An 18,942-nucleotide genomic window follows, 5' to 3' on the forward strand; every position below is an offset into this window, starting at 1 on the left:
TCACGCATGGCGTGGATCTACGGGTGGGTGCCGACGGCTGGTCGGCACGCTACTGCTCAGCCCAGCACCGCCAGCACGCCCTGATGAATCGCCAGGCCACCGAACAGCAGCCAGGCGAACAGAATCAGCGCCAGCAGCAGCGGCCTCAGGCCCGCCTGGCGCAGCGCCGAGACGTGGGTGGTCAGGCCCAGCGCGGCCATCGCCATCGCCAGCAGCACGGTATCCAGCTGCACCAGCCCGGCCTGCAGGCCGGCCGGCAGCAGGTGCAGCGAGTTGAACCCGGCCACCGCCACGAAACCGAACGCAAACCACGGCACCACGATGCGGGCCTTGCTGCCGTCGGCGCTGGCCTTGCCGCCACGCGCCAGCCACAGCGACAGGGCGACCAGGAACGGTGCCAGCAGCATCACCCTCACCATCTTGGTGATCACGGCAGTATCAGCCGCAGCTTCGTTGACCGCACGGCCGGCCGCCACCACCTGTGCCACTTCATGCACCGTCGCACCGGTGAACAGGCCGTACTGCCGCGCGTCCATCACCAGCCAGCCGTGCGATTGCACCAGCGCATACAGCGCCGGGTACAGGAACATCGCCAGCGTGCCGAACACCACCACCGTAGAGACCGCCACCGTGACCTGCGCCGCACGGCCACGCACTACCGGTTCGGCGGCCATCACTGCCGCTGCACCGCAGATTGCGCTACCGGCGCCGATCAACATCGCCGCCTCGCGTTCCATCTTGAACACGCGCACGCCCAGCCAGCAGGCCAGGCCGAAGGTGCTGGCGACCACCAGTACGTCCATCAGCACGCCGCTGACGCCGACGTGGCCGATGTCCTGGAAGGTCAGGCGCAGGCCGTACAGCACGATGCCGGCGCGCAGCAGCCAGTGCTTGGAGAAGCCGACACCGGCCGCGCTGCTCGGCGCCAGCCGCGGGTAGAAGGTGTTGCCGACCACGATGCCGGCGACGATGGCGACGGTCAGCGCACTCAGACCATGCGCCTGCAACCAGGGAAGCTCGGCCAGGTACAGGGATGCCGCCGCGATCAGGCCCACCAGCAAGAGGCCGGGCAGGCGTGGCTGCCAGCGTTGGCGCAGGGCGGGCAGGGACCAGGGGGAGAGGGCGGGGGCGTTCATGGCACGGGCAGCGCTGGAGAGATGGGGCAAGCGTGCGCCTGAGACGATGACCTGTAAAACAAATAATATAGGTGAAACCTACCCATCAAGAAGGTAAGTGCCATGCGCCTGACCTTGCGCCAGCTGCAGGTCTTCGTCGCCATCGCCGATCACGGCAGCACTACCGCCGCCGGCCAGGCCATCGCGCTTTCGCAATCCGCCAGCAGTGCCGCCCTGCAGGAGTTGGAAGCCCACTTCGGCACCCCGCTGTTCGACCGCATCGGCCGCCGCCTGGCGCTGAACGGGCACGGCCGCGCACTGCTGGAGCCGGCGCGTACCTTGCTGGTCAACGCCGCCGACCTGGAGCGGCAGCTGGCCGCGGGCGGCGACCCGGCGCAGGGCGCACCGCTGCGGCTGGTGCTGGCCGCCAGTACCACCATCGGCAACTACCTGCTGCCACCGCGCATCGCCGAGCTGTTGCGGCAGGCACCACAGGCCGAGGTCGACCTGCGCATCGACAACAGCGCCGGCGTGGTCGCCGCCGTGCAGCGCCTGGACGTCGACGCCGGCCTGATCGAAGGCCCGTGCCACGAACGTGGCCTGCAGGTCACGGCCTGGCAGGAGGACCCGCTGGTGATCGTGGCCGCCGCCGACGCCCCCGCATGCTGGACGCTGGACGAACTGCGCCGTGCACGCTGGCTGCTGCGCGAGCCCGGCTCCGGCACCCGCGAAGCCGTGGAACAGGCCCTGCTGCCGCACCTGCGTGGCTTCGCGCAGACCCTGCAGCTGGGCAATACCGAAGCGATCAAGCAGGCCGCCATCGCCGGCCTCGGCCTGGCCTGCCTATCGCGCCACGCGCTGGAAGAGCCGCTGGCGCTGGGCCGCCTGCGCGTGCTCGAGACCCCGCTGCCCGCCCTGCAGCGCACGCTGTGGCTGGTACGCCATCCGGGCAAGCAGTGGCTGCCGGGATTGCAGGCGTTGTTGGGGGACGTGGAGTAAGCCATCAGACCCCTAGTCGATTCCATCCATCGACAGTCCCTGCAGCGCTCATCCACGCATGGCGTGGATCTATCGTGTCGACCAAGGTCGACACCCACCAGAGCAGAATGCCGTTCCGACAGATCGCGGGAAACTGTCAGAGGCGGGGTGGGGTGGGTCTGCAGGACCGTTGGCGCCATGGATGGCGCCATCGAGCCCCCATGGATGGGTTTACGGCGTGTCCTGCAGACCCATACCGCCCCGCCATCCCACAGGAAACCAGCTTTTGACGTTGCTGTTGAAGTTGCCGGCCAGCGGCCGGCACTACCGCGGGTGCCGGGTGCAACCCGGCCGACGCCCCCAACCCGTACAATATCCGGATGCCTCTGATTACTCTGCAGAACGTCGACTTCAGCGTCGGCGGCCCGTTGTTGCTGGAAAAAGCCGAACTGTCGATCGAGCCGGGCGAACGCATCGCCCTGATCGGCCGCAACGGCGCCGGCAAATCCACCCTGCTCAAGCTGCTGTCCGGCGACCACAAGCCCGATGACGGCGAAGTCCGCGTGCAGCAGGGCGTGCGCGTCACCCGCCTGGAGCAGGAAGTGCCGCACGGCGCCGCCGGCTCGGTGTTCGACGTCGTCGCCGATGGCCTCGGCGAGCTGGGCCAGTGGCTGGCCGAATTCCACCACCTCAGCCATGCCGAAGTCTTCGATGGCGAAGCCCTCGGCAACGTGCAGGCCAAGATCGATGCCGCCAACGGCTGGGGCCTGGACCAGCGCGTCAGCGAAACCCTGACCAAGCTCGACCTGGATGGCGAGGCCGAGTTCGGCCGCCTGTCCGGCGGCATGAAGCGCCGCGTGCTGCTCGCCCGCGCGCTGGTGTCCAGCCCCGATGTGCTGCTGCTGGACGAACCGACCAACCACCTGGACATCGAGGCCATCGACTGGCTCGAAGCGTTCCTGAAGGGCTGGAGCGGCAGCGTGGTGTTCGTCACCCATGACCGTCGATTCCTGCGTGCCCTGGCCACCCGCATCGTCGAGATCGACCGCGGCCAGGTCACCAGCTGGCCAGGCGATTGGGCCAACTACGAGCGCCGCCGCGAGGAACGCCTCAATGCGCAGGCGCAGGAAAACGCCCGCTTCGACAAGCTGCTGGCGCAGGAAGAAGTCTGGATCCGGCAGGGCATCAAGGCCCGTCGCACCCGCGACGAGGGCCGCGTGCGCCGCCTGAAGGCGATGCGCGTGGAGCGTTCGCAGCGCCGTGATCTCAGCGGCAACGTCAAGATGGAAGCCGCGCAGGGCATCAGCTCCGGCAAGAAGGTCATCGACGTCAAGGACATTTCGTTCGCCTTCGGCGAGCGCACCATGGTCCGCGATTTCACCACGACCATTCTGCGCGGCGACCGCATCGGCCTGATCGGCCCCAACGGCAGCGGCAAGACCACGCTGTTGAAGCTCCTGCTGGGCGAGCTGCAGCCGGCCAAGGGCGAAGTCAACGCCGGCACCAACCTGCAGATCGCGTATTTCGACCAGTACCGCGCGGTGCTCCGCGAAGACTGGAGCGCGATCGAGAACGTCGCCGAAGGCCGCGATTTCCTCGAGTTCAACGGCAAGCGCAAGCACGTGCATGCCTACCTGCAGGACTTCATGTTCACCCCGGAACGTGCGCGTGCGCCGATTACCCGCCTGTCCGGTGGCGAGCGCAACCGCCTGCTGCTGGCCAAGCTGTTCGCACAGCCGTCCAACCTGCTGGTGATGGACGAACCGACCAACGACCTGGACGTGGAAACCCTGGAGCTGCTGGAAGAGCTGCTGGGCGAATACACCGGCACCCTGCTGCTGGTCAGCCACGACCGTGACTTCATCGACAACGTGGTCACCTCCACGCTGGTGATGGAGGGCGATGGCGTGATCGGCGAGTACGTGGGCGGTTACAGCGACTGGCAGCGTTATGCGGCCAGCATCGCAGCGCCTGCCGCGGCCCCTGCGGCCAAGCCGGCGGCCGCTGCGCCGACCACCCCGGCTACCGCAGCTCCGGCCGCACCCAAGCGCAAGCTGGCCTACAAGGAAGCGCGCGAACTGGAGCAGCTGCCGAAGACCATCGAGAAGCTGGAAGGCGATGTCGAAGGCCTGACCTCGGCGATGAACGACCCGTCGTTCTACACCCGCAGCAGTGCTGAAGTGACGGCGCACACCCAGCAGCTGGCCAAGGTGCAGGCCGAACTGGATGCCGCTTACGCGCGCTGGGAAGAGCTGGAAGGCTGAGCGTTGACCGGCGCCAGCGATCGCGCCGATTGATGTAGAGCCGAGCCCACGCTCGGCTCAGCAGATCCACGCCATGCGTGGATATCCGGAATCTGTGCGGACCAACGGTCCGCACCTACCAACCGACGGTCCGCACCGACCGGGGGGCCGGCCGTCATTTGACCCCGTGCAGATCCCGCAACTGGCTCGGCCGGCTACCGAAATACGCGGCCAGATCGGCGATGTCCTGATCGCTCAGGTCCTTCGCCTGCGGCGTCATCAGCGCATGCTGGCGGTCACCGGCGCGGTAGGCCTGCAGCGCGTGCGCCAGGTAGTCACCGTACTGCCCACCCAGCTTCGGGTAGGTCGGATCGATCGGCGCATTGCCGTCGGCCCCGTGGCAGTCGATGCAGCTCTGGTTGGTGGCCTTGCCCTTCACCTTGGCGCGGGCTTCACCGGCGGCCTCGCGGCCGGCGGGCAGGCCGGCCGAAGACGAAGAGCCGTGTTCGCCGCTGGCGTGGCCCGGGTCGGCGGCAGATTTCTCGCTGTTTTCCACCTGCGACTGCGAACAGGCCGCCAGCAGCAGGGCAACGGACAGGGCGATGGCGTGACGCATCGGATGCGCGGCTTTCGACATGGGCGGGCCTTACTTGACGGTGGACAGGTAAACAGAGAGATCGGCGATCTCCTGTTCGCTGAAGCTCATCGACTGCGCCTGCATCGTCGGATGCCGGCGCTTGCCCTGGCGGTACTCGGCCAGGGCCTGGGCCAGGTACTGCTGGGTCTGGCCGCCGATCTTCGGCACCCGGTAGCTGGGGTAGGCGTTCTTGTAGCCGGTGATGCCGTGGCACCCCTGGCAGGTGTAGGCCAGCACGCGGCCATTGTCGAAGTTGCCGGTGGGCGCGGCAGGCGCCGGCGCGGCGGCAGGAGCCGGGGCCGGGGCAGGTGTGGCGGGAGCAGAAGCAGGAGCGGGCTGTGCGGCGGCCCCAAGGGGCAGGAGGACGGCCAGAGCGAGACAAGCGGCGAGCGGCTGCGGGCGCATGGTGTCGTTTCCGGGGATTCGGGTCTGGTCGTTCCGGCGTGGGGTACGGAACGCCCCGAGTATAGCCTCAGGTTTCATCTAGCTGAAATGGGGTCGGGCCGACCAGCGGCGTGAAGACACCATGACCTTTGGGATATGGTGTTGCCGTGAAGTGGTGCATTACTTTGCTACCACACCTGTCCACGCATCCTCCAGGGACCTGACGATGTCGCACCCAACCTTCCTGTCCGGCCGTCGCAGCGGAATCTGCGCTGCCGCACTGCTGATCTCCACCTCCCTGCTGCTGGGCGGTTGCGCCGCAGGGCCCAATTCCGAAGCCAAGGCCGCCGACACCAAGGAGGAGAAGAAGGTCGATGCGGTCCCGGTCGAAGTGGCCGTGGCCAGCCATCGCGCGGTCGCGGCCAGTTACACAGGCACCGCCGCGCTGGAACCACGCGCCGAGTCGCAGGTGGTGGCCAAGACCTCCGGTGTGGCGCTGGCGGTGCTGGTCGAGGAAGGCCAGCGGGTCACCGCCGGCCAGCCGCTGGTGCGCCTGGACCCGGACCGCGCACGCTTGGCCGTAGCCCAGAGCGAAGCGCAGATGCGCAAGCTGGAGAACAACTACCAGCGTGCACAGAAACTGGTTGGTCAGCAGATGGTCAGTGCGGCCGATGTCGACCAGCTGCGTTTCGACCTGGAGAACGTCCGCGCGCAGTACCGCCTGGCCACGCTGGAACTGTCCTATACCACGGTGGTGGCGCCGATCTCCGGCGTGATCGCCTCGCGCTCGATCAAGACCGGCAACTTCGTCCAGATCAACACGCCGATCTTCCGCATCGTCGACAACTCGCGCCTGGAAGCCACCCTCAACGTGCCCGAGCGCGAGCTGGCCACGTTGCGCGCCGGTCAGCCGGTAACCCTGGCCGCCGACGCGTTGCCGGGCCAGAGCTTCACCGGCACCGTCGACCGCATCGCGCCGGTAGTGGATTCGGGCAGCGGCACGTTTCGCGTGGTCAGTGCCTTCGATGGCGCCGCGCACGCGCTGCAGCCCGGCATGTTCGGGCGCATCCGCATCGATTACGACCAGCGTGCCGATGCGCTCGTGGTGCCGCGCCTGGCGCTGCTCGACGACGGTGAGCCGGCGGTGTTCCGGGTGCGCGAAGGCAAGGTCGCACGCGTTCCGGTCAAGCTGGGTTACGCCGAGGGCCCGTGGGTGGAGATCCGTGATGGCCTGGCGGCCGGTGATCAGGTGGTCACCGCCGGCAAGGTCGCGCTGCGCGACGGCACCGCAGTGCAGGTGATCGCTGATCCGAAGGCAAAGGCGAAGACGGTCGCAGCGGCCGCCAAGCCGGCAGACAAGGCCGGGAGCAAGCAATGACCGCCCCGGGCCACGACCACGGTGCCTCGCCGGCGAGCGACGGCGCCGCCGCCGGCATGCGCGGCGGCCTGGTGGAATTCGCCACCCGCCGCCGCGTGACCATCGCCATGTGCACGGTCACCCTGCTGCTGTTCGGGCTGATCGCGCTGGGCAACCTCAAGGTCAACCTGCTGCCCGACCTGAGCTACCCGACGCTGACCGTGCGCACCGAGTACACCGGTGCGGCGCCGACTGAAATCGAAACCCTGATCACCCAGCCGGTCGAAGAAGCGGTGGGCGTGGTCAAGAACCTGCGCAAGCTGAAGTCGGTCTCGCGCACCGGCCAGAGCGATGTGGTGCTGGAGTTCGCCTGGGGCACCAACATGGACCAGGCCAGCCTGGAGGTGCGCGACAAGATGGAAGCGCTGAACCTGCCGCTGGAGGCCAAGGCCCCGGTACTGCTGCGCTTCAATCCGTCCACCGAGCCGATCATGCGTCTGGTGCTGTCGAGCAAGGACGCGCCAGCCACCGATGCCGATGCGATCCGCGAGCTGACCGGCCTGCGCCGCTATGCCGATGAAGACCTGAAGAAGAAGCTGGAGCCGGTCACCGGCGTCGCAGCGGTCAAGGTCGGTGGCGGCCTCGAGGACGAGATCCAGGTCGACATCGACCAGCAGAAGCTGGCCCAGCTGAACCTGCCGATCGACACCGTCATCAAGCGCCTGAAGGACGAGAACATCAACATCTCCGGTGGCCGCCTGGAGGAGGGCTCGCAGCGCTTCCTGGTGCGTACCGTCAACCAGTTCGCCGACCTGGAGGAAATCCGCAACCTGCTGGTCACCACCCAGGGCTCGAACGGCAGCGCGGCCGACTCGGCGTTGCAGCAGATGTTCAACATCGCCGCGTCGACCGGGTCGGCGGCCGCCATCGCGGCGGCGTCGGCGGCACAGAGCGCATCGTCCGGTAGTGGCTCCAGCGTGGTCGCCAACGGCGTGCCGGTGCGCCTGAAGGACGTGGCCACCGTGCGCCAGGGCTACAAGGAGCGTGAAGCGGTGATCCGCCTGGGCGGCAAGGAATCGGTGGAACTGGCGATCTACAAGGAAGGCGACGCCAATACCGTGTCCACCGCCGAAGCGCTGCGCAAGCGCCTGGAGCAGATCAAGGGCACGTTCCCGTCCGATGTCGAAATGACCACCATCGAGGACCAGTCGCGCTTCATCGAGCACGCCATCGCCGACGTCAAGAAGGATGCGGTGATCGGTGGCCTGCTGGCGATCCTGATCATCTTCCTGTTCCTGCGCGATGGCTGGAGCACCTTCGTGATCAGCCTGTCGTTGCCGGTCTCGATCATCGCCACGTTCTTCTTCATGGGCCAGCTCGGCCTCAGCTTGAACGTGATGTCGCTGGGCGGCCTGGCGCTGGCCACCGGCCTGGTGGTGGACGACTCGATCGTGGTGCTGGAGAGCATTGCCAAGGCGCGTGAGCGTGGCCTGGGTATCCTGCAGGCGGCCATCGTAGGTACCCGCGAAGTGAGCATGGCGGTGGTCGCCTCGACCCTGACCACCATCGCGGTGTTCCTGCCGCTGGTGTTCGTCGATGGCATCGCCGGCCAGCTGTTCCGCGACCAGGCACTGACCGTGGCGATCGCCATTGCGATCTCGCTGCTGGTGTCGATGACGCTGATCCCGATGCTGAGCTCGCTGAAGGGACGGCCGCCGCTGGCGTTCCCGGAAGAGGCGCCGAACGAGCCGTGGCAGCCGCAGAACCGTTGGCAGAAGCCGGTGGCGCTGGGTCGCCGTGGTGCCGTGGCGACCGCGCGCTGGAGCTTCTATGCACTGGCCTGGCTGGTCGTGCGGGCGTGGCGTGGCGTGGTGGCGGTGGTTGGCCCGGTGATGCGCAAGGCCAGCGATCTGGCGATGAAGCCCTATGCCGGTGCCGAGCGCGGCTACCTGCGACTGCTGCCGAGCGCGCTGGCGCATCCGGGCAAGGTGCTGGGCGTGGCCACGATCATCTTCGTGGCGACCATGGCGCTGGTGCCGATGCTTGGTGCCGACCTGATTCCGCAGCTGGCGCAGGACCGTTTCGAAATGACGGTGAAGCTGCCGGCCGGCACGCCGCTGAAGCAGACCGATGCGCTGGTGCGCGAGCTGCAGCTGGCCCACGGCAACGGCGAGGGCGTGGCCTCGCTGTATGGCGTCAGCGGCAGCGGCACCCGCCTGGATGCCAGCCCGACCGAGAGCGGCGAGAACATCGGCAAGCTGACCGTGGTGATGGAAGGCGGCGGCAACGCGCGTACCGAGGCGGAGATCACCGAGCGCCTGCGTGACACCATGGGCCAGCATCCGGGTGCACAGGTCGACTTCGCGCGCCCGGCGTTGTTCAGCTTCTCCACGCCGCTGGAAATCGAGCTGCGTGGGCAGGACATGGCGACGCTGGAAGTGGCCGGCCAGCGCCTGGCGGCAATGCTGCGCGGCAACGCGCACTACGCCGACGTGAAGTCCACGGTTGAAGAGGGCTTCCCGGAAATCCAGATCCGCTTCGACCAGGAACGTGCCGGTGCGCTGGGCCTGACCACCCGCCAGATCGCCGACGTGGTGGTGAAGAAGGTGCGCGGCGACGTGGCGACCCGCTACAGCTTCCGCGACCGCAAGATCGACGTGCTGGTGCGTGCCCAGGAAGGCGACCGTGCCAGCGTGGAGAGCATCCGCCGGCTGATCGTCAATCCGGGCAGTACCCGTCCGGTGACGCTGGACGCGGTGGCCGACGTGGTCGCCACCACTGGTCCCAGCGAGATCCATCGCGCTGACCAGACCCGGGTGGCCGTCGTGTCGGCCAACCTGCGCGATATCGATCTGGGCGCGGCCATGCGCGAAGTGCAGCAGATGGTGGCCGAGCAGCCGCTGGGCGCGGGTGTCGGCCTGCACATCGGTGGCCAGGGTGAGGAGCTGGCGCAGGCGGCGAAGTCGCTGATCTTCGCCTTCGGCCTGGCCATCTTCCTGGTCTACCTGGTGATGGCCTCGCAGTTCGAATCGCTCCTGCACCCGTTCGTGATCCTGTTCACCATTCCGCTGGCGCTGGTCGGTGCCATCCTGGCGCTGGCACTGACCGGCAAGCCCATCTCGGTGGTGGTGTTCATCGGCCTGATCCTGCTGGTCGGGCTGGTCACCAAGAACGCGATCATCCTGATCGACAAGGTCAACCAGCTGCGCGAGGCCGGCGTGGCCAAGCACGAGGCCCTGGTGGAAGGGGCACGCTCGCGCCTGCGGCCGATCATCATGACCACCCTGTGCACGCTGTTCGGCTTCCTGCCGCTGGCGGTGGCGATGGGCGAGGGTGCCGAAGTGCGCGCGCCGATGGCGATCACCGTGATCGGTGGCCTGCTGGTGTCAACCCTGCTCACCCTGCTGGTGATCCCGGTGGTATACGACCTGATGGACCGCCGTGGTGACGCCTACTACCGCGAGCGTGGCCGCAAGCACGCCGGCGAGATCGAGCCGGGTGCAGCAGGCAGCGCGGCGGGTGCGGAGGAACCGGCATGAGTGTTGCCGAGTTCTCCATCCGCCGTCCGGTCACCACCATCATGTGTTTCGTGTCACTGGTGGTGATCGGCCTGATCGCCTCGTTCCGGCTGCCGCTGGAAGCGCTGCCGGACATCTCCGCGCCGTTCCTGTTCGTGCAGATTCCGTACACCGGTTCAACCCCGGAGGAAGTGGAGCGGACCATCATCCGCCCGGTGGAGGAATCGCTGGCGACGATGACCGGCATCAAGCGGATGCGCTCGTCGGCGACCTCCGAGGCGGCGCTGATCTTCATCGAGTTCAGCGACTGGGACCGGGACATCGCCATCGCCGCGTCCGATGCACGCGAGCGCATCGATGCGATCCGCAGCGACCTGCCCGATGACCTGCAGCGCTACAACGTGTTCAAGTGGTCCAGCAGCGACCAGCCGGTGCTGAAGGTGCGCCTGGCCAGCACCACCGACCTGACCACCGCTTACGACATGCTCGACCGCGAGTTCAAGCGGCGCATCGAGCGCATCCCCGGCGTGGCCCGCGTCGACATCACCGGCGCGCCGCCGAACGAGGTGGAGATCGCCATCGATCCGAACCGGCTCAACGCGCATGGGTTGAGCATCAACGAGCTGAGCGAGCGCCTGCGCACGCTGAACTTCTCGATCTCGGCCGGGCAGATCGACGACAACGGCCAGCGCGTGCGCGTGCAGCCGGTGGGCGAGATCACCGACCTGCAGGAAATGCGCGACCTGGTGATCAACGCCAAGGGCCTGCGCCTGGGCGATATCGCCGACGTGCGCCTGAAGCCGGCGCGGATGAACTACGGGCGCCGCCTGGACGGCAACCCGGCCGTCGGCCTGGACATCTTCAAGGAGCGCAGCGCCAACCTGGTGGAGGTGTCGCGCGCGGCGCTGGCTGAAGTCGAGTCGATCCGTGCCGAAGCATCGATGCGCGACGTGCAGATCAAGGTGATCGACAACCAGGGCAGGGCGGTGACCTCCTCGCTGCTGGAACTGGCCGAGGCCGGTGCGGTCGGCCTGATCCTGTCGATCACGGTGCTGTTCTTCTTCCTGCGCCATTGGCCGTCCACGCTGATGGTGACCCTGGCCATTCCGATCTGCTTCACCATCACCCTGGGTTTCATGTACTTCGTCGGGGTGACGCTGAACATCCTGACCATGATGGGCCTGCTGTTGGCGGTGGGCATGCTGGTCGACAACGCCGTGGTGGTGGTGGAGAGCATCTACCAGGAGCGCGAGCGCATGCCGGGACAGCCGCGCCTGGCCTCGATCATCGGCACCCGCAACGTGGCCATCGCGCTCAGCGCTGGCACCTTGTGCCACTGCATCGTGTTCGTGCCGAACCTGTTCGGCGAGACCAACAACATCAGCATCTTCATGGCGCAGATCGCGATCACCATCTCGGTCTCGCTGCTGGCCTCGTGGCTGGTCGCGGTCAGCCTGATCCCGATGCTGTCCGCGCGCATGGCCACGCCCAAGCTGGTGCACTCGCAGACCGGCCTGATCGCGCGGCTGCAGCGCCGCTACGCCAGGCTGCTGGACTGGTCGCTGCACCATCGCGGCTGGAGCCTGCTCGGCATCGTGCTGGTGGTGCTGGTCAGCCTGGTGCCGATGAAGCTGACCAAGGTCGACATGTTCGGCGGTGATGGCGGCAAGGACATCTTCATCGGCTACATGTGGAAGGGCGCCTATACCTATCGGCAGATGTCCGAGGAGGTGGCGCGCGTGGAGAACTGGATCGACGCCAACCGCGAGCGCCTGCACGTCAAGCAGGTGTACTCCTGGTACAGCGAGCAGGAAGGCAGCTCGACGGTGGTCACCCTGGACGAGAAGTACGCCAAGGACATCAAGGCGCTGCAGGAAGAGCTGCGCAAGGGCCTGCCGAAGTCGGCGCGTACCGACTACTTCGTCGGCAACCAGGGTGGTGATGGCGGCGGTGGCGGCAACCACGGCGTGCAGGTGCAGCTGGTGGGCGACTCCAGTTCGATGCTGCAGGAGATCGGCCAGGAAGTGGTGCCGCTGCTGGCCCAGCGTGCCGAGCTGCGCGACGTGCGCATCGACAACGGCGAGAAGGGCGGCGAGCTGAAGGTGCGCGTCGACCGCGAGCGTGCCGCCGCATTCGGCTTCAATGCCGAGCAGGTCGCCAGCTTCGTCGGCCTGGCCCTGCGCGGTGCGCCGATGCGCGAGTTCCGCCGCGGCGACAATGAAGTACCGGTATGGGTGCGCTTCGCTGGCGCCGAGCAGAGCAGCCCGGAAGACCTGGCCGGTTTCAGCGTGCGCACCGGCGACGGCCGCAGCGTGCCGCTGCTGAGCCTGGTCACCGTTGACGTCGGCTCGTCGGCCACCCAGATCGGCCGCACCAACCGCCAGACCACGCTGACCATCAAGGCCAACCTGGCCGAGAAGGTCACCGCGCCGGATGGCCGCAAGGCGATGGAGTCGGTGCTCAAGCCGATGAACTTCCCGGCCGGCTATGGCTTCACCTTCGACGGCGGCGACTACGGCAACGATGACGAAGCCATGCAGCAGATGGTGTTCAATCTGCTGATCGCGCTGGTGATGATCTACGTGGTGATGGCAGCGGTGTTCGAGTCGCTGCTGTTCCCGGCGGCGATCATGAGCGGCGTGCTGTTCTCGATCTTCGGCGTGTTCTGGCTGTTCTGGATCACCGGCACCTCGTTCGGGATCATGTCCTTCATCGGCATCCTGGTGCTGATGGGGGTGGTGGTGAACAACGGCATCGTGATGATCGAACACATCAACAACCTGCGGCGCGGCGGCATGGGCCGAACGCAGGCACTGGTTGAAGGCTCCCGCGAGCGCCTGCGCCCGATCATGATGACCATGGGCACGGCGATCCTGGCGATGGTGCCGATCTCGCTGACCAATACGCAGATGTTCGGCAATGGTCCGGAGTACGCGCCGATGGCGCGCGCGATTGCCGGGGGCCTGGCGTTCTCGACCGTGGTCAGCCTGCTGTTCCTGCCGACGATCTATGCGGTGCTGGATGACCTGCGCAATGCCGTGACGCGGCTGATCCGCCGCGCGCGCGGCCTGGAGGTCGTGGCGGGTACCCCGGTGTAGTGGTCGAGCTTGCTCGACCGTAATGCGCGACAACGTGTTGTGGTGTGGGGGAGGCCGGTCGTAGTGGGGCGGCCTCCCCCTTTTTTCTGCTCGCCGCGTCTGTTTGTCTCTGTAGAGCCGAGCCCATGCTCGGCTGCTGTTCGCCGCGTCGCCGAGTCACCGCGTCGCCCGAGCGTGGGCTCGTGCGCTACAGATCCTGTGGCCGGTTGAGGGGTTTACCCCGCCACCTTGCCCCACACCTTGAACGTGGTCAGCCACAGGCCGAGCATGCTGCCGATGTTGGTCAGCATGAACGTCAGCACCACGCGCGTGACCCGATTGCGGTACCAGCCCTTCAGGCTCTGCGCGTCGTCGCGCAGCTTGAGGAAGTCTTCGTACGCCGGCTTGCGCAGGCGCGCTTCCACCAGCGCCGAGAATGCGCCGGTCGGGATGCTCAGGCGGAACGGCTTGAACGGGGCCACCGCGATCGCGGTGAGGATGCTCAGCGGGTGACCGCCTGCCAGCAGGCAGCCCAGGCCCGCCAAGCCGCCGGTAAACATCGCCCAGGTCGCCAGCAGTTCGGTACCCACGCCCAGCCCGCCGCGGTAGAAGCCCACGCCGATGCCGGTCGCCACGATGGCCAGGATGCCCAGCGTGAACCACGGAATGTTGCGCTTCTTCGGTACCGCCTCCAGCTCGGCGCGCAGCGGTGCCGGTGCCTCGGTGTCGGTTTCCAGGTAACGCGCCAGGCCTGCAAGGTGACCCGCACCGACAACCGCCAGCACTTCACGCTGCTGCGGGTCGTGTTCCTCGCGCAGGCGCGTGGCCATGTAGCGGTCGCGCTCGCCGATGATGGTCTCGTACAGTGCCGGGCTCTCGCTGGCGAACTCGCCAAAGCTCGACTCGAGCATGTCGCCCTGCTTGAGCTTCTCGATCTCGTTCTCGCCCACTTCTTCCGACGAGAACAGGCCCGCGCCCAGCCCGGCAACCAGCTTCAGCTTGCCGAAGAAGCCCAGCCGTTGCGACGCACGACGGAAGGTCAGGCCGACCTCGCGGTCGATCAGGTGCACCGGCAGGTTGCGCTCGCGGGCCAGCTCCACCGCGCGCTTCAGCTCGGCACCGGGCTCGATGTCGAGCTGTTCGGCCAGGCGGCGCTGGTAGGCGGACAGGGCCAGGTTGGCGGCGAACAGGGCCACGCGGCCCTTGCGGATCACCTCGACCAGGTCGAGCTTGGCCAGCGTATCCGGGTCGCTCAGCGCCTGCAGGCGCTGCGGGTCCAGTTCAACGGCAACGGCATCGAAGCGGCCGCTGTCGATGGCTTTCTCCACTGCTTCGACGCTGGCGCGTGAAACGTGGGCGGTGCCCAGCAGGGTGTAGCGCACGCCGTCGCGTTCGACGACGCGCACCGGCTGGCCGGCGAACAGATCGTCGCCGGTCTCGGGAAGGGTTTCGGTCATGGGTTCATTCATTGAAAGGTGCGGTTTCGGCGCCATCGCCGAGCGCGCGCTGCATCTGCACGGTGTCCAGCCAGCGGCCATGCTTGCGGCCGAGGCCACGGAACACGCCCACCAGCTCGAAGCCGAAGCGTTCGTGCAGCTTGATCGAGGCGGTGTTGGTCGGTTCGCCGATCACGGCCACCATCTGCCGGTAGCCACGCGCCACGCAGGCATCGATCAGGGCCTGCAGCAGGCTGGTGCCGACGCCCTTGCCCTGGAACGCGGCATCGACGTAGACCGAGTTCTCCACGGTCCACTGGTAGGCAATGCGGGTGCGGTAGGTGTTGGCGTAGGCGTAGCCGGCCACCTGGCCGTCGATTTCGGCGACCAGGTAGGGAAAGCCGCGATCGACAATGTCGCGCATGCGGCGCAGCATCTCGGTCGCGTCCGGAATGTCGTACTCGTAGGTGTTGACGAAGTCGGTCACTTCCACCGCATAGATCGCGGTGATCGCGTCGATGTCGGCCGGGCCGGCATCACGGATGAGGACGGCCATGCGCGGCTCCGGCTCAGTCGATGTAGCGCTTGAGCAGGTCACCGTACGCGTCGATGCGACGGTCGCGCAGGAACGGCCAGATGCGGCGCACGTGCTCGCTGCGCTGCAGGTCGACATCGCACAGCAGCACGGTGGCGTCCGTGCCGGCCTCGGCCAGGAACTCGCCCTGCGGGCCGAGCACGTGGCTGTTGCCCCAGAACTGGATGCCCGAGGCACCCAGCGGCGAGGCTTCGTGGCCGACGCGGTTGCAGCTCAGCACCGGCAGGCCGTTGGCCACGGCATGGCCGCGGTGGCTCAGCACCCAGGCGTCACGCTGGCGGGTCTTCTCGTCCTGCACGTCGTCCGGGTCCCAGCCGATCGCGGTCGGGTACAGCAGCAGCTCGGCACCGGCCAGCGCCATCAGGCGCGCCGCTTCCGGGTACCACTGGTCCCAGCACACCAGCACGCCAAGGCGACCCACCGAGGTATCGATCGGCTTGAAGCCGATGTCGCCCGGGGTGAAGTAGAACTTCTCGTAGAAGCCCGGGTCGTCCGGGATGTGCATCTTGCGGTACTTGCCGAGCAAGGTGCCGTCCTTTTCGAACACCACCGCAGTGTTGTGGTACAGGCCGGCGGCGCGGCGCTCGAACAGCGAGCCGACCAGCACCACGCCATGCTGCTTCGCCAGCGCGCCCAGACGCTCGGTGCTCGGTCCGGGAATCGGCTCGGCCAGGTCGAACTCGTCCACCGACTCGTGCTGGCAGAAGTACGGACCGTTGTGCAGTTCCTGCAGCAGCACCAGCTTGGCACCCTGCGCAGCCGCCTCGGCCACGCGTGCTTCGATCACCGCCAGGTTGGCGGCGGCGTCACCGTGGTTGCGCTCCTGGATCAGGGCGACGGTAAGGGGGCTGCGCGAGTTCATGCGGGGCGTTCCTGCGGGAGAAAACCTGCATGTTAGCGCGGATGGGCGGCCGCAGCGTGTTGCGCGCTGAATGGGTGCGATCGGTAGTGCCGGCCGCTGGCCGGCAATCCCGTGGATCCCTCAGGCAGTGCAGGGTTGCCGGCCAGCGGCCGGCACTACCGTCAGACCTTCAACAGCCCTTCCGGCAGCTGCATGGTGATGCAGTGCAGGCTGCCGTTCTGCCAGATCAGGGAGCGGCAGGGCACCTGCACGATCTCGCGGCCCGGATGGGCCTGGGCCAGCACGTCGCGGGCCAGGTCATCAGCCGGATCGCCGTAGGCCGGCATCAGCACCGCGCCGTTGATGATCAGGTAATTGGCGTACGACGCCGCCAGGCGGCGGCCTTCGTCGATCACCGGCTGTGCCCACGGCAGCGGGAACAGGCGGTACGGCTTCCCATCCTTGGTACGCAGCGCGGCCAGTTCGTTGCCCATCGCCTGCAGTTCGGCGTAGTGCGAGTCGCTCGCGTCGTCGCAGGCCTGGTAGACGATGCTGTCAGGCGAGGCGAAACGGGCCAGGGTGTCGATGTGGGCGTCGGTGTCGTCGCCTTCCAGGTAGCCGTGGTCCAGCCACAGCACGCGGTCCTGCTGCAGCCAGTTGGCCAGGTCGGCGCTCAGGCTTGCACGGTCGCGGTCCGGGTGGCGCTCGTGCAGGCACTTCCAGGTGGTCAACAGGGTGCCTTCGCCATCGGTCTCGATGCCGCCGCCTTCCAGCGCGAACGGGATGCTGCGCACCGGCGCGTCGTTGAACACGCCGGCCTGGTCCAGCACGCCCACCAGCTGGTCATCCAGGGTGGCGTCGAACTTGCCGCCCCAGCCGGTGAAGCGGAAATCCAGCAGCTGGAAACCGCCGTCGGCACGGCGCAGGGTGATCGGGCCGGAGTCACGCAGCCAGGTATCGTCGTAGGCCGCCGTGGTGAAGTGGACCTTGTCCATGTCGATGCGGTTGGAGCGCAGCCGCATCTCGGCGTAGGTCTCCACATCGTCGTCGGCCACGCAGATCAACACCGGCTGGAAGCGGGTGATGGCCGCGACCAGGGCGATGTAGGTCTCTTCCACCTGGCCCAGGCGGTCAGCCCAGTCGGTATCGGCGGTGGGCCAGGCAATCAGGACGCCGCTCTGGGCTTCCCACTCGGCAGGAAAACGAAGGGTCTGGTTCATGGTCTCGCTACACAGGCCCGCCCACGGCGGGTAAGGGGATCAGCGGATCGGCGGTTTCGGGCCGATTTCGTTCGGGTCCGCCTGATTGGCCACCACGTCGATCACCTTCTGCTTCTCGAAGTAGACGGTGAACTGCGGGTACACCCAGCGGTTGATGGTCGGCCATTGCCGCTTCTGCCCGCCACGCGGCTGCAGCTGCTCGCTCGGCGCGCCGAACTGCGCCTGCACCTGCTGCATGCTCTGGCCGCGCACGGGCACGGCACCGGCCGGCTTCTCGCGGGCGCGGTCGACAAGCAGGGTATCGGCCAGCGCCGGCGTGGCGGCGGCCAGGGTGGCCATCACGGCCAGGGCGGACAGGTAACGCTTCATCTCGATCTACTCCCCAGTGGTCAAGAAAGGCGATTACAGCAAAAACGGCAGGAAAAAGCCGCATAAACAAAAAACCGCCCGAAGGCGGTTTCTTGCATCGGGTCGGCCCCGCGTAGGGCCAGCCGCAGCCGGAAGGCTGTGAGGCTTAGCGCTGACGCGCCTTGAAACGCGGGTTCGACTTGCAGATGACGAAGATCTTGCCGCGACGACGGACGACCTTGCAGTCGCGGTGACGGGCCTTCGCCGACTTCAGGGAGGACAGGACTTTCATGGCATACCTCGGCGTAAACAGTAGTTGTTCGGGTGGAGCGTGGCCGCGATATGCGAAAGACAATCGGCAGTTGACGCTCGTTCAAGCCCGCCATTCTACCGGGCTTTTCCTCGTGGTTTCAAGTGGTTGCACAAAGACCCCGCTGGGGGCGTCTGGCAGGGGCTAGAATGACCCCTTCACACGCTCTGGGACCCCCATGAATCCACTCGCTCCCGTCCTGACCATCGACGGCCCATCCGGGGCCGGCAAGGGTACCATCAGCCGCATCATCGCGCGCCGCATGGGCTGGCATTACCTGGATTCGGGTGCGCTGTACCGGGCGGTGGGCGTGGCCGCAAGCTGGGCCGACATCGACACCTCCGACGCCTCGGCGCTGGTGCGCTGCACCTTCGATACCCATGTTCAGTTTGTCGAGCAGGGCGATGCCATGCGGGTCATGGTCAACGGCACCGATGCCACCGACGAGCTGCGCCTGGAGACCACCGGCGCCCTGGCCTCTGCCATCGCCGCCATCCCCGAGGTCCGGGCCGCCCTGAAGGAGCGGCAGCGCGCATTCAGGGAGCTGCCGGGCCTGGTCGCCGACGGCCGCGACATGGGCACGGTGATCTTCCCGGATGCCCCCCACAAGGTCTTCCTGACCGCCAGCGCCGAGGAGCGCGCCGAGCGCCGGCATAAGCAGTTGAAAGACAAGGGGGTTTCTGTTAACTTTGATGACCTCCTGCGCGAGATCATGGCCCGCGACGCCCGTGATGCCCAGCGTACCGTGGCGCCCCTGAAGCCGGCAGACGATGCTGTCCTCATCGACACCACAGGCATCGGCATCGATGATGTCGTTGCCCGAGTGATGGATCTGCTTCCGGTTCCGGCTGCCTGATCCGTTCGCGCGGGAGCACTGCCAGCC

General features: G+C 67.2%; 15 protein-coding genes. 6 read left to right on the forward strand and 9 right to left on the reverse strand.

What is annotated here, in order from left to right; genetic code table 11:
• Positions 1-56 precede the first annotated feature (56 nt).
• Positions 57-1,136, reverse strand: coding sequence for a YeiH family protein (locus tag VG543_RS17555; protein WP_171952116.1), 1,080 nt, complete (start codon positions 1,134-1,136; stop codon positions 57-59).
• 102 nt (positions 1,137-1,238) lie between these two features.
• Here VG543_RS17555 and VG543_RS17560 point away from each other — a divergent pair, with 102 nt between their 5' ends.
• Together VG543_RS17560 and VG543_RS17565 are read left to right on the forward strand one after the other, a co-directional pair.
• Positions 1,239-2,114: a LysR family transcriptional regulator gene (locus VG543_RS17560; protein ID WP_423179149.1), complete on the forward strand. Its 876-nt coding sequence runs from the start codon at positions 1,239-1,241 to the stop codon at positions 2,112-2,114.
• A gap of 359 nt (positions 2,115-2,473) precedes the next feature.
• Entirely contained in the window at positions 2,474-4,357 is a 1,884-nt protein-coding gene (locus VG543_RS17565) for an ATP-binding cassette domain-containing protein (protein WP_021204159.1), read from the forward strand.
• 154 nt (positions 4,358-4,511) lie between these two features.
• On the opposite strand, the gene VG543_RS17570 is transcribed toward VG543_RS17565, so the two are convergent.
• The gene (locus VG543_RS17570) at positions 4,512-4,973 is read right to left on the reverse strand and encodes a c-type cytochrome (RefSeq protein WP_005416218.1); all 462 of its coding nucleotides are present in this window, start codon (positions 4,971-4,973) and stop codon (positions 4,512-4,514) included.
• A gap of 9 nt (positions 4,974-4,982) precedes the next feature.
• Entirely contained in the window at positions 4,983-5,378 is a 396-nt protein-coding gene (locus VG543_RS17575) for a c-type cytochrome (RefSeq protein WP_019661290.1), read from the reverse strand.
• 205 nt (positions 5,379-5,583) lie between these two features.
• On the opposite strand from VG543_RS17575, the gene VG543_RS17580 reads away from it, so the two are divergent.
• From VG543_RS17580 to VG543_RS17590, 3 genes are read left to right on the forward strand one after another with little or no spacing between them, the layout of a single operon-like run.
• On the forward strand, positions 5,584-6,735 hold the full coding sequence (locus VG543_RS17580; protein ID WP_227854296.1) for an efflux RND transporter periplasmic adaptor subunit: 1,152 nt from the start codon (positions 5,584-5,586) through the stop codon (positions 6,733-6,735).
• Entirely contained in the window at positions 6,732-10,253 is a 3,522-nt protein-coding gene (locus tag VG543_RS17585) for an efflux RND transporter permease subunit (protein WP_423179150.1), read from the forward strand. Before VG543_RS17580 ends, VG543_RS17585 begins: the two co-directional genes overlap by 4 nt.
• On the forward strand, positions 10,250-13,330 hold the full coding sequence (locus VG543_RS17590) for an efflux RND transporter permease subunit (protein WP_423179151.1): 3,081 nt from the start codon (positions 10,250-10,252) through the stop codon (positions 13,328-13,330). The genes VG543_RS17585 and VG543_RS17590 overlap by 4 nt, the downstream gene beginning before the upstream one ends.
• 215 nt (positions 13,331-13,545) lie before the next feature.
• Here the strand turns inward: VG543_RS17590 and VG543_RS17595 are convergent, their stop codons facing one another.
• The 6 genes from VG543_RS17595 to ykgO form a co-directional block, all read right to left on the reverse strand.
• Positions 13,546-14,766: a TraB/GumN family protein gene (locus VG543_RS17595; RefSeq protein WP_021204153.1), complete on the reverse strand. Its 1,221-nt coding sequence runs from the start codon at positions 14,764-14,766 to the stop codon at positions 13,546-13,548.
• Positions 14,767-14,770: 4 nt separating this feature from the next.
• A complete protein-coding gene (locus VG543_RS17600; RefSeq protein ID WP_021204152.1) occupies positions 14,771-15,301 on the reverse strand; it encodes a GNAT family N-acetyltransferase in 531 nt (176 codons plus the stop codon).
• Between the two features lie 13 nt (positions 15,302-15,314).
• Positions 15,315-16,202: a carbon-nitrogen hydrolase gene (locus VG543_RS17605; RefSeq protein WP_049397762.1), complete on the reverse strand. Its 888-nt coding sequence runs from the start codon at positions 16,200-16,202 to the stop codon at positions 15,315-15,317.
• A gap of 161 nt (positions 16,203-16,363) precedes the next feature.
• Positions 16,364-17,401: an agmatine deiminase family protein gene (locus tag VG543_RS17610; protein ID WP_423179153.1), complete on the reverse strand. Its 1,038-nt coding sequence runs from the start codon at positions 17,399-17,401 to the stop codon at positions 16,364-16,366.
• Between the two features lie 39 nt (positions 17,402-17,440).
• A complete protein-coding gene (locus VG543_RS17615) occupies positions 17,441-17,740 on the reverse strand; it encodes a hypothetical protein (RefSeq protein WP_423179166.1) in 300 nt (99 codons plus the stop codon).
• 175 nt (positions 17,741-17,915) lie between these two features.
• Positions 17,916-18,041: a type B 50S ribosomal protein L36 gene (ykgO, locus tag VG543_RS17620; protein WP_005409283.1), complete on the reverse strand. Its 126-nt coding sequence runs from the start codon at positions 18,039-18,041 to the stop codon at positions 17,916-17,918.
• Positions 18,042-18,237: 196 nt separating this feature from the next.
• Between ykgO and cmk the strand changes: the two genes are divergently transcribed.
• Positions 18,238-18,915 (forward strand): (d)CMP kinase, encoded by a 678-nt coding sequence (cmk, locus tag VG543_RS17625; protein ID WP_019661298.1) that lies wholly within the window; start codon positions 18,238-18,240, stop codon positions 18,913-18,915.
• The last annotated feature ends 27 nt before the right edge of the window (positions 18,916-18,942 follow it).

The sequence above is a fragment of the Stenotrophomonas sp. CASM101 genome, from assembly GCF_049384845.1.
Classification (GTDB): domain Bacteria; phylum Pseudomonadota; class Gammaproteobacteria; order Xanthomonadales; family Xanthomonadaceae; genus Stenotrophomonas; species Stenotrophomonas hibiscicola.

Bases quoted from the DNA above. Each gene is read 5' to 3' on its own strand.
- VG543_RS17555 (WP_171952116.1), bottom strand. From the start codon at position 1,136: ATGAACGCCCCCGCCCTCTCCCCCTGGTCCCTGCCCGCCCTGCGCCAA.
- VG543_RS17560 (WP_423179149.1), top strand. From the start codon at position 1,239: ATGCGCCTGACCTTGCGCCAGCTGCAGGTCTTCGTCGCCATCGCCGAT.
- VG543_RS17565 (WP_021204159.1), top strand. From the start codon at position 2,474: ATGCCTCTGATTACTCTGCAGAACGTCGACTTCAGCGTCGGCGGCCCG.
- VG543_RS17570 (WP_005416218.1), bottom strand. From the start codon at position 4,973: ATGTCGAAAGCCGCGCATCCGATGCGTCACGCCATCGCCCTGTCCGTT.
- VG543_RS17575 (WP_019661290.1), bottom strand. From the start codon at position 5,378: ATGCGCCCGCAGCCGCTCGCCGCTTGTCTCGCTCTGGCCGTCCTCCTG.
- VG543_RS17580 (WP_227854296.1), top strand. From the start codon at position 5,584: ATGTCGCACCCAACCTTCCTGTCCGGCCGTCGCAGCGGAATCTGCGCT.
- VG543_RS17585 (WP_423179150.1), top strand. From the start codon at position 6,732: ATGACCGCCCCGGGCCACGACCACGGTGCCTCGCCGGCGAGCGACGGC.
- VG543_RS17590 (WP_423179151.1), top strand. From the start codon at position 10,250: ATGAGTGTTGCCGAGTTCTCCATCCGCCGTCCGGTCACCACCATCATG.
- VG543_RS17595 (WP_021204153.1), bottom strand. From the start codon at position 14,766: ATGACCGAAACCCTTCCCGAGACCGGCGACGATCTGTTCGCCGGCCAG.
- VG543_RS17600 (WP_021204152.1), bottom strand. From the start codon at position 15,301: ATGGCCGTCCTCATCCGTGATGCCGGCCCGGCCGACATCGACGCGATC.
- VG543_RS17605 (WP_049397762.1), bottom strand. From the start codon at position 16,202: ATGAACTCGCGCAGCCCCCTTACCGTCGCCCTGATCCAGGAGCGCAAC.
- VG543_RS17610 (WP_423179153.1), bottom strand. From the start codon at position 17,401: ATGAACCAGACCCTTCGTTTTCCTGCCGAGTGGGAAGCCCAGAGCGGC.
- VG543_RS17615 (WP_423179166.1), bottom strand. From the start codon at position 17,740: ATGGCCACCCTGGCCGCCGCCACGCCGGCGCTGGCCGATACCCTGCTT.
- ykgO (WP_005409283.1), bottom strand. From the start codon at position 18,041: ATGAAAGTCCTGTCCTCCCTGAAGTCGGCGAAGGCCCGTCACCGCGAC.
- cmk (WP_019661298.1), top strand. From the start codon at position 18,238: ATGAATCCACTCGCTCCCGTCCTGACCATCGACGGCCCATCCGGGGCC.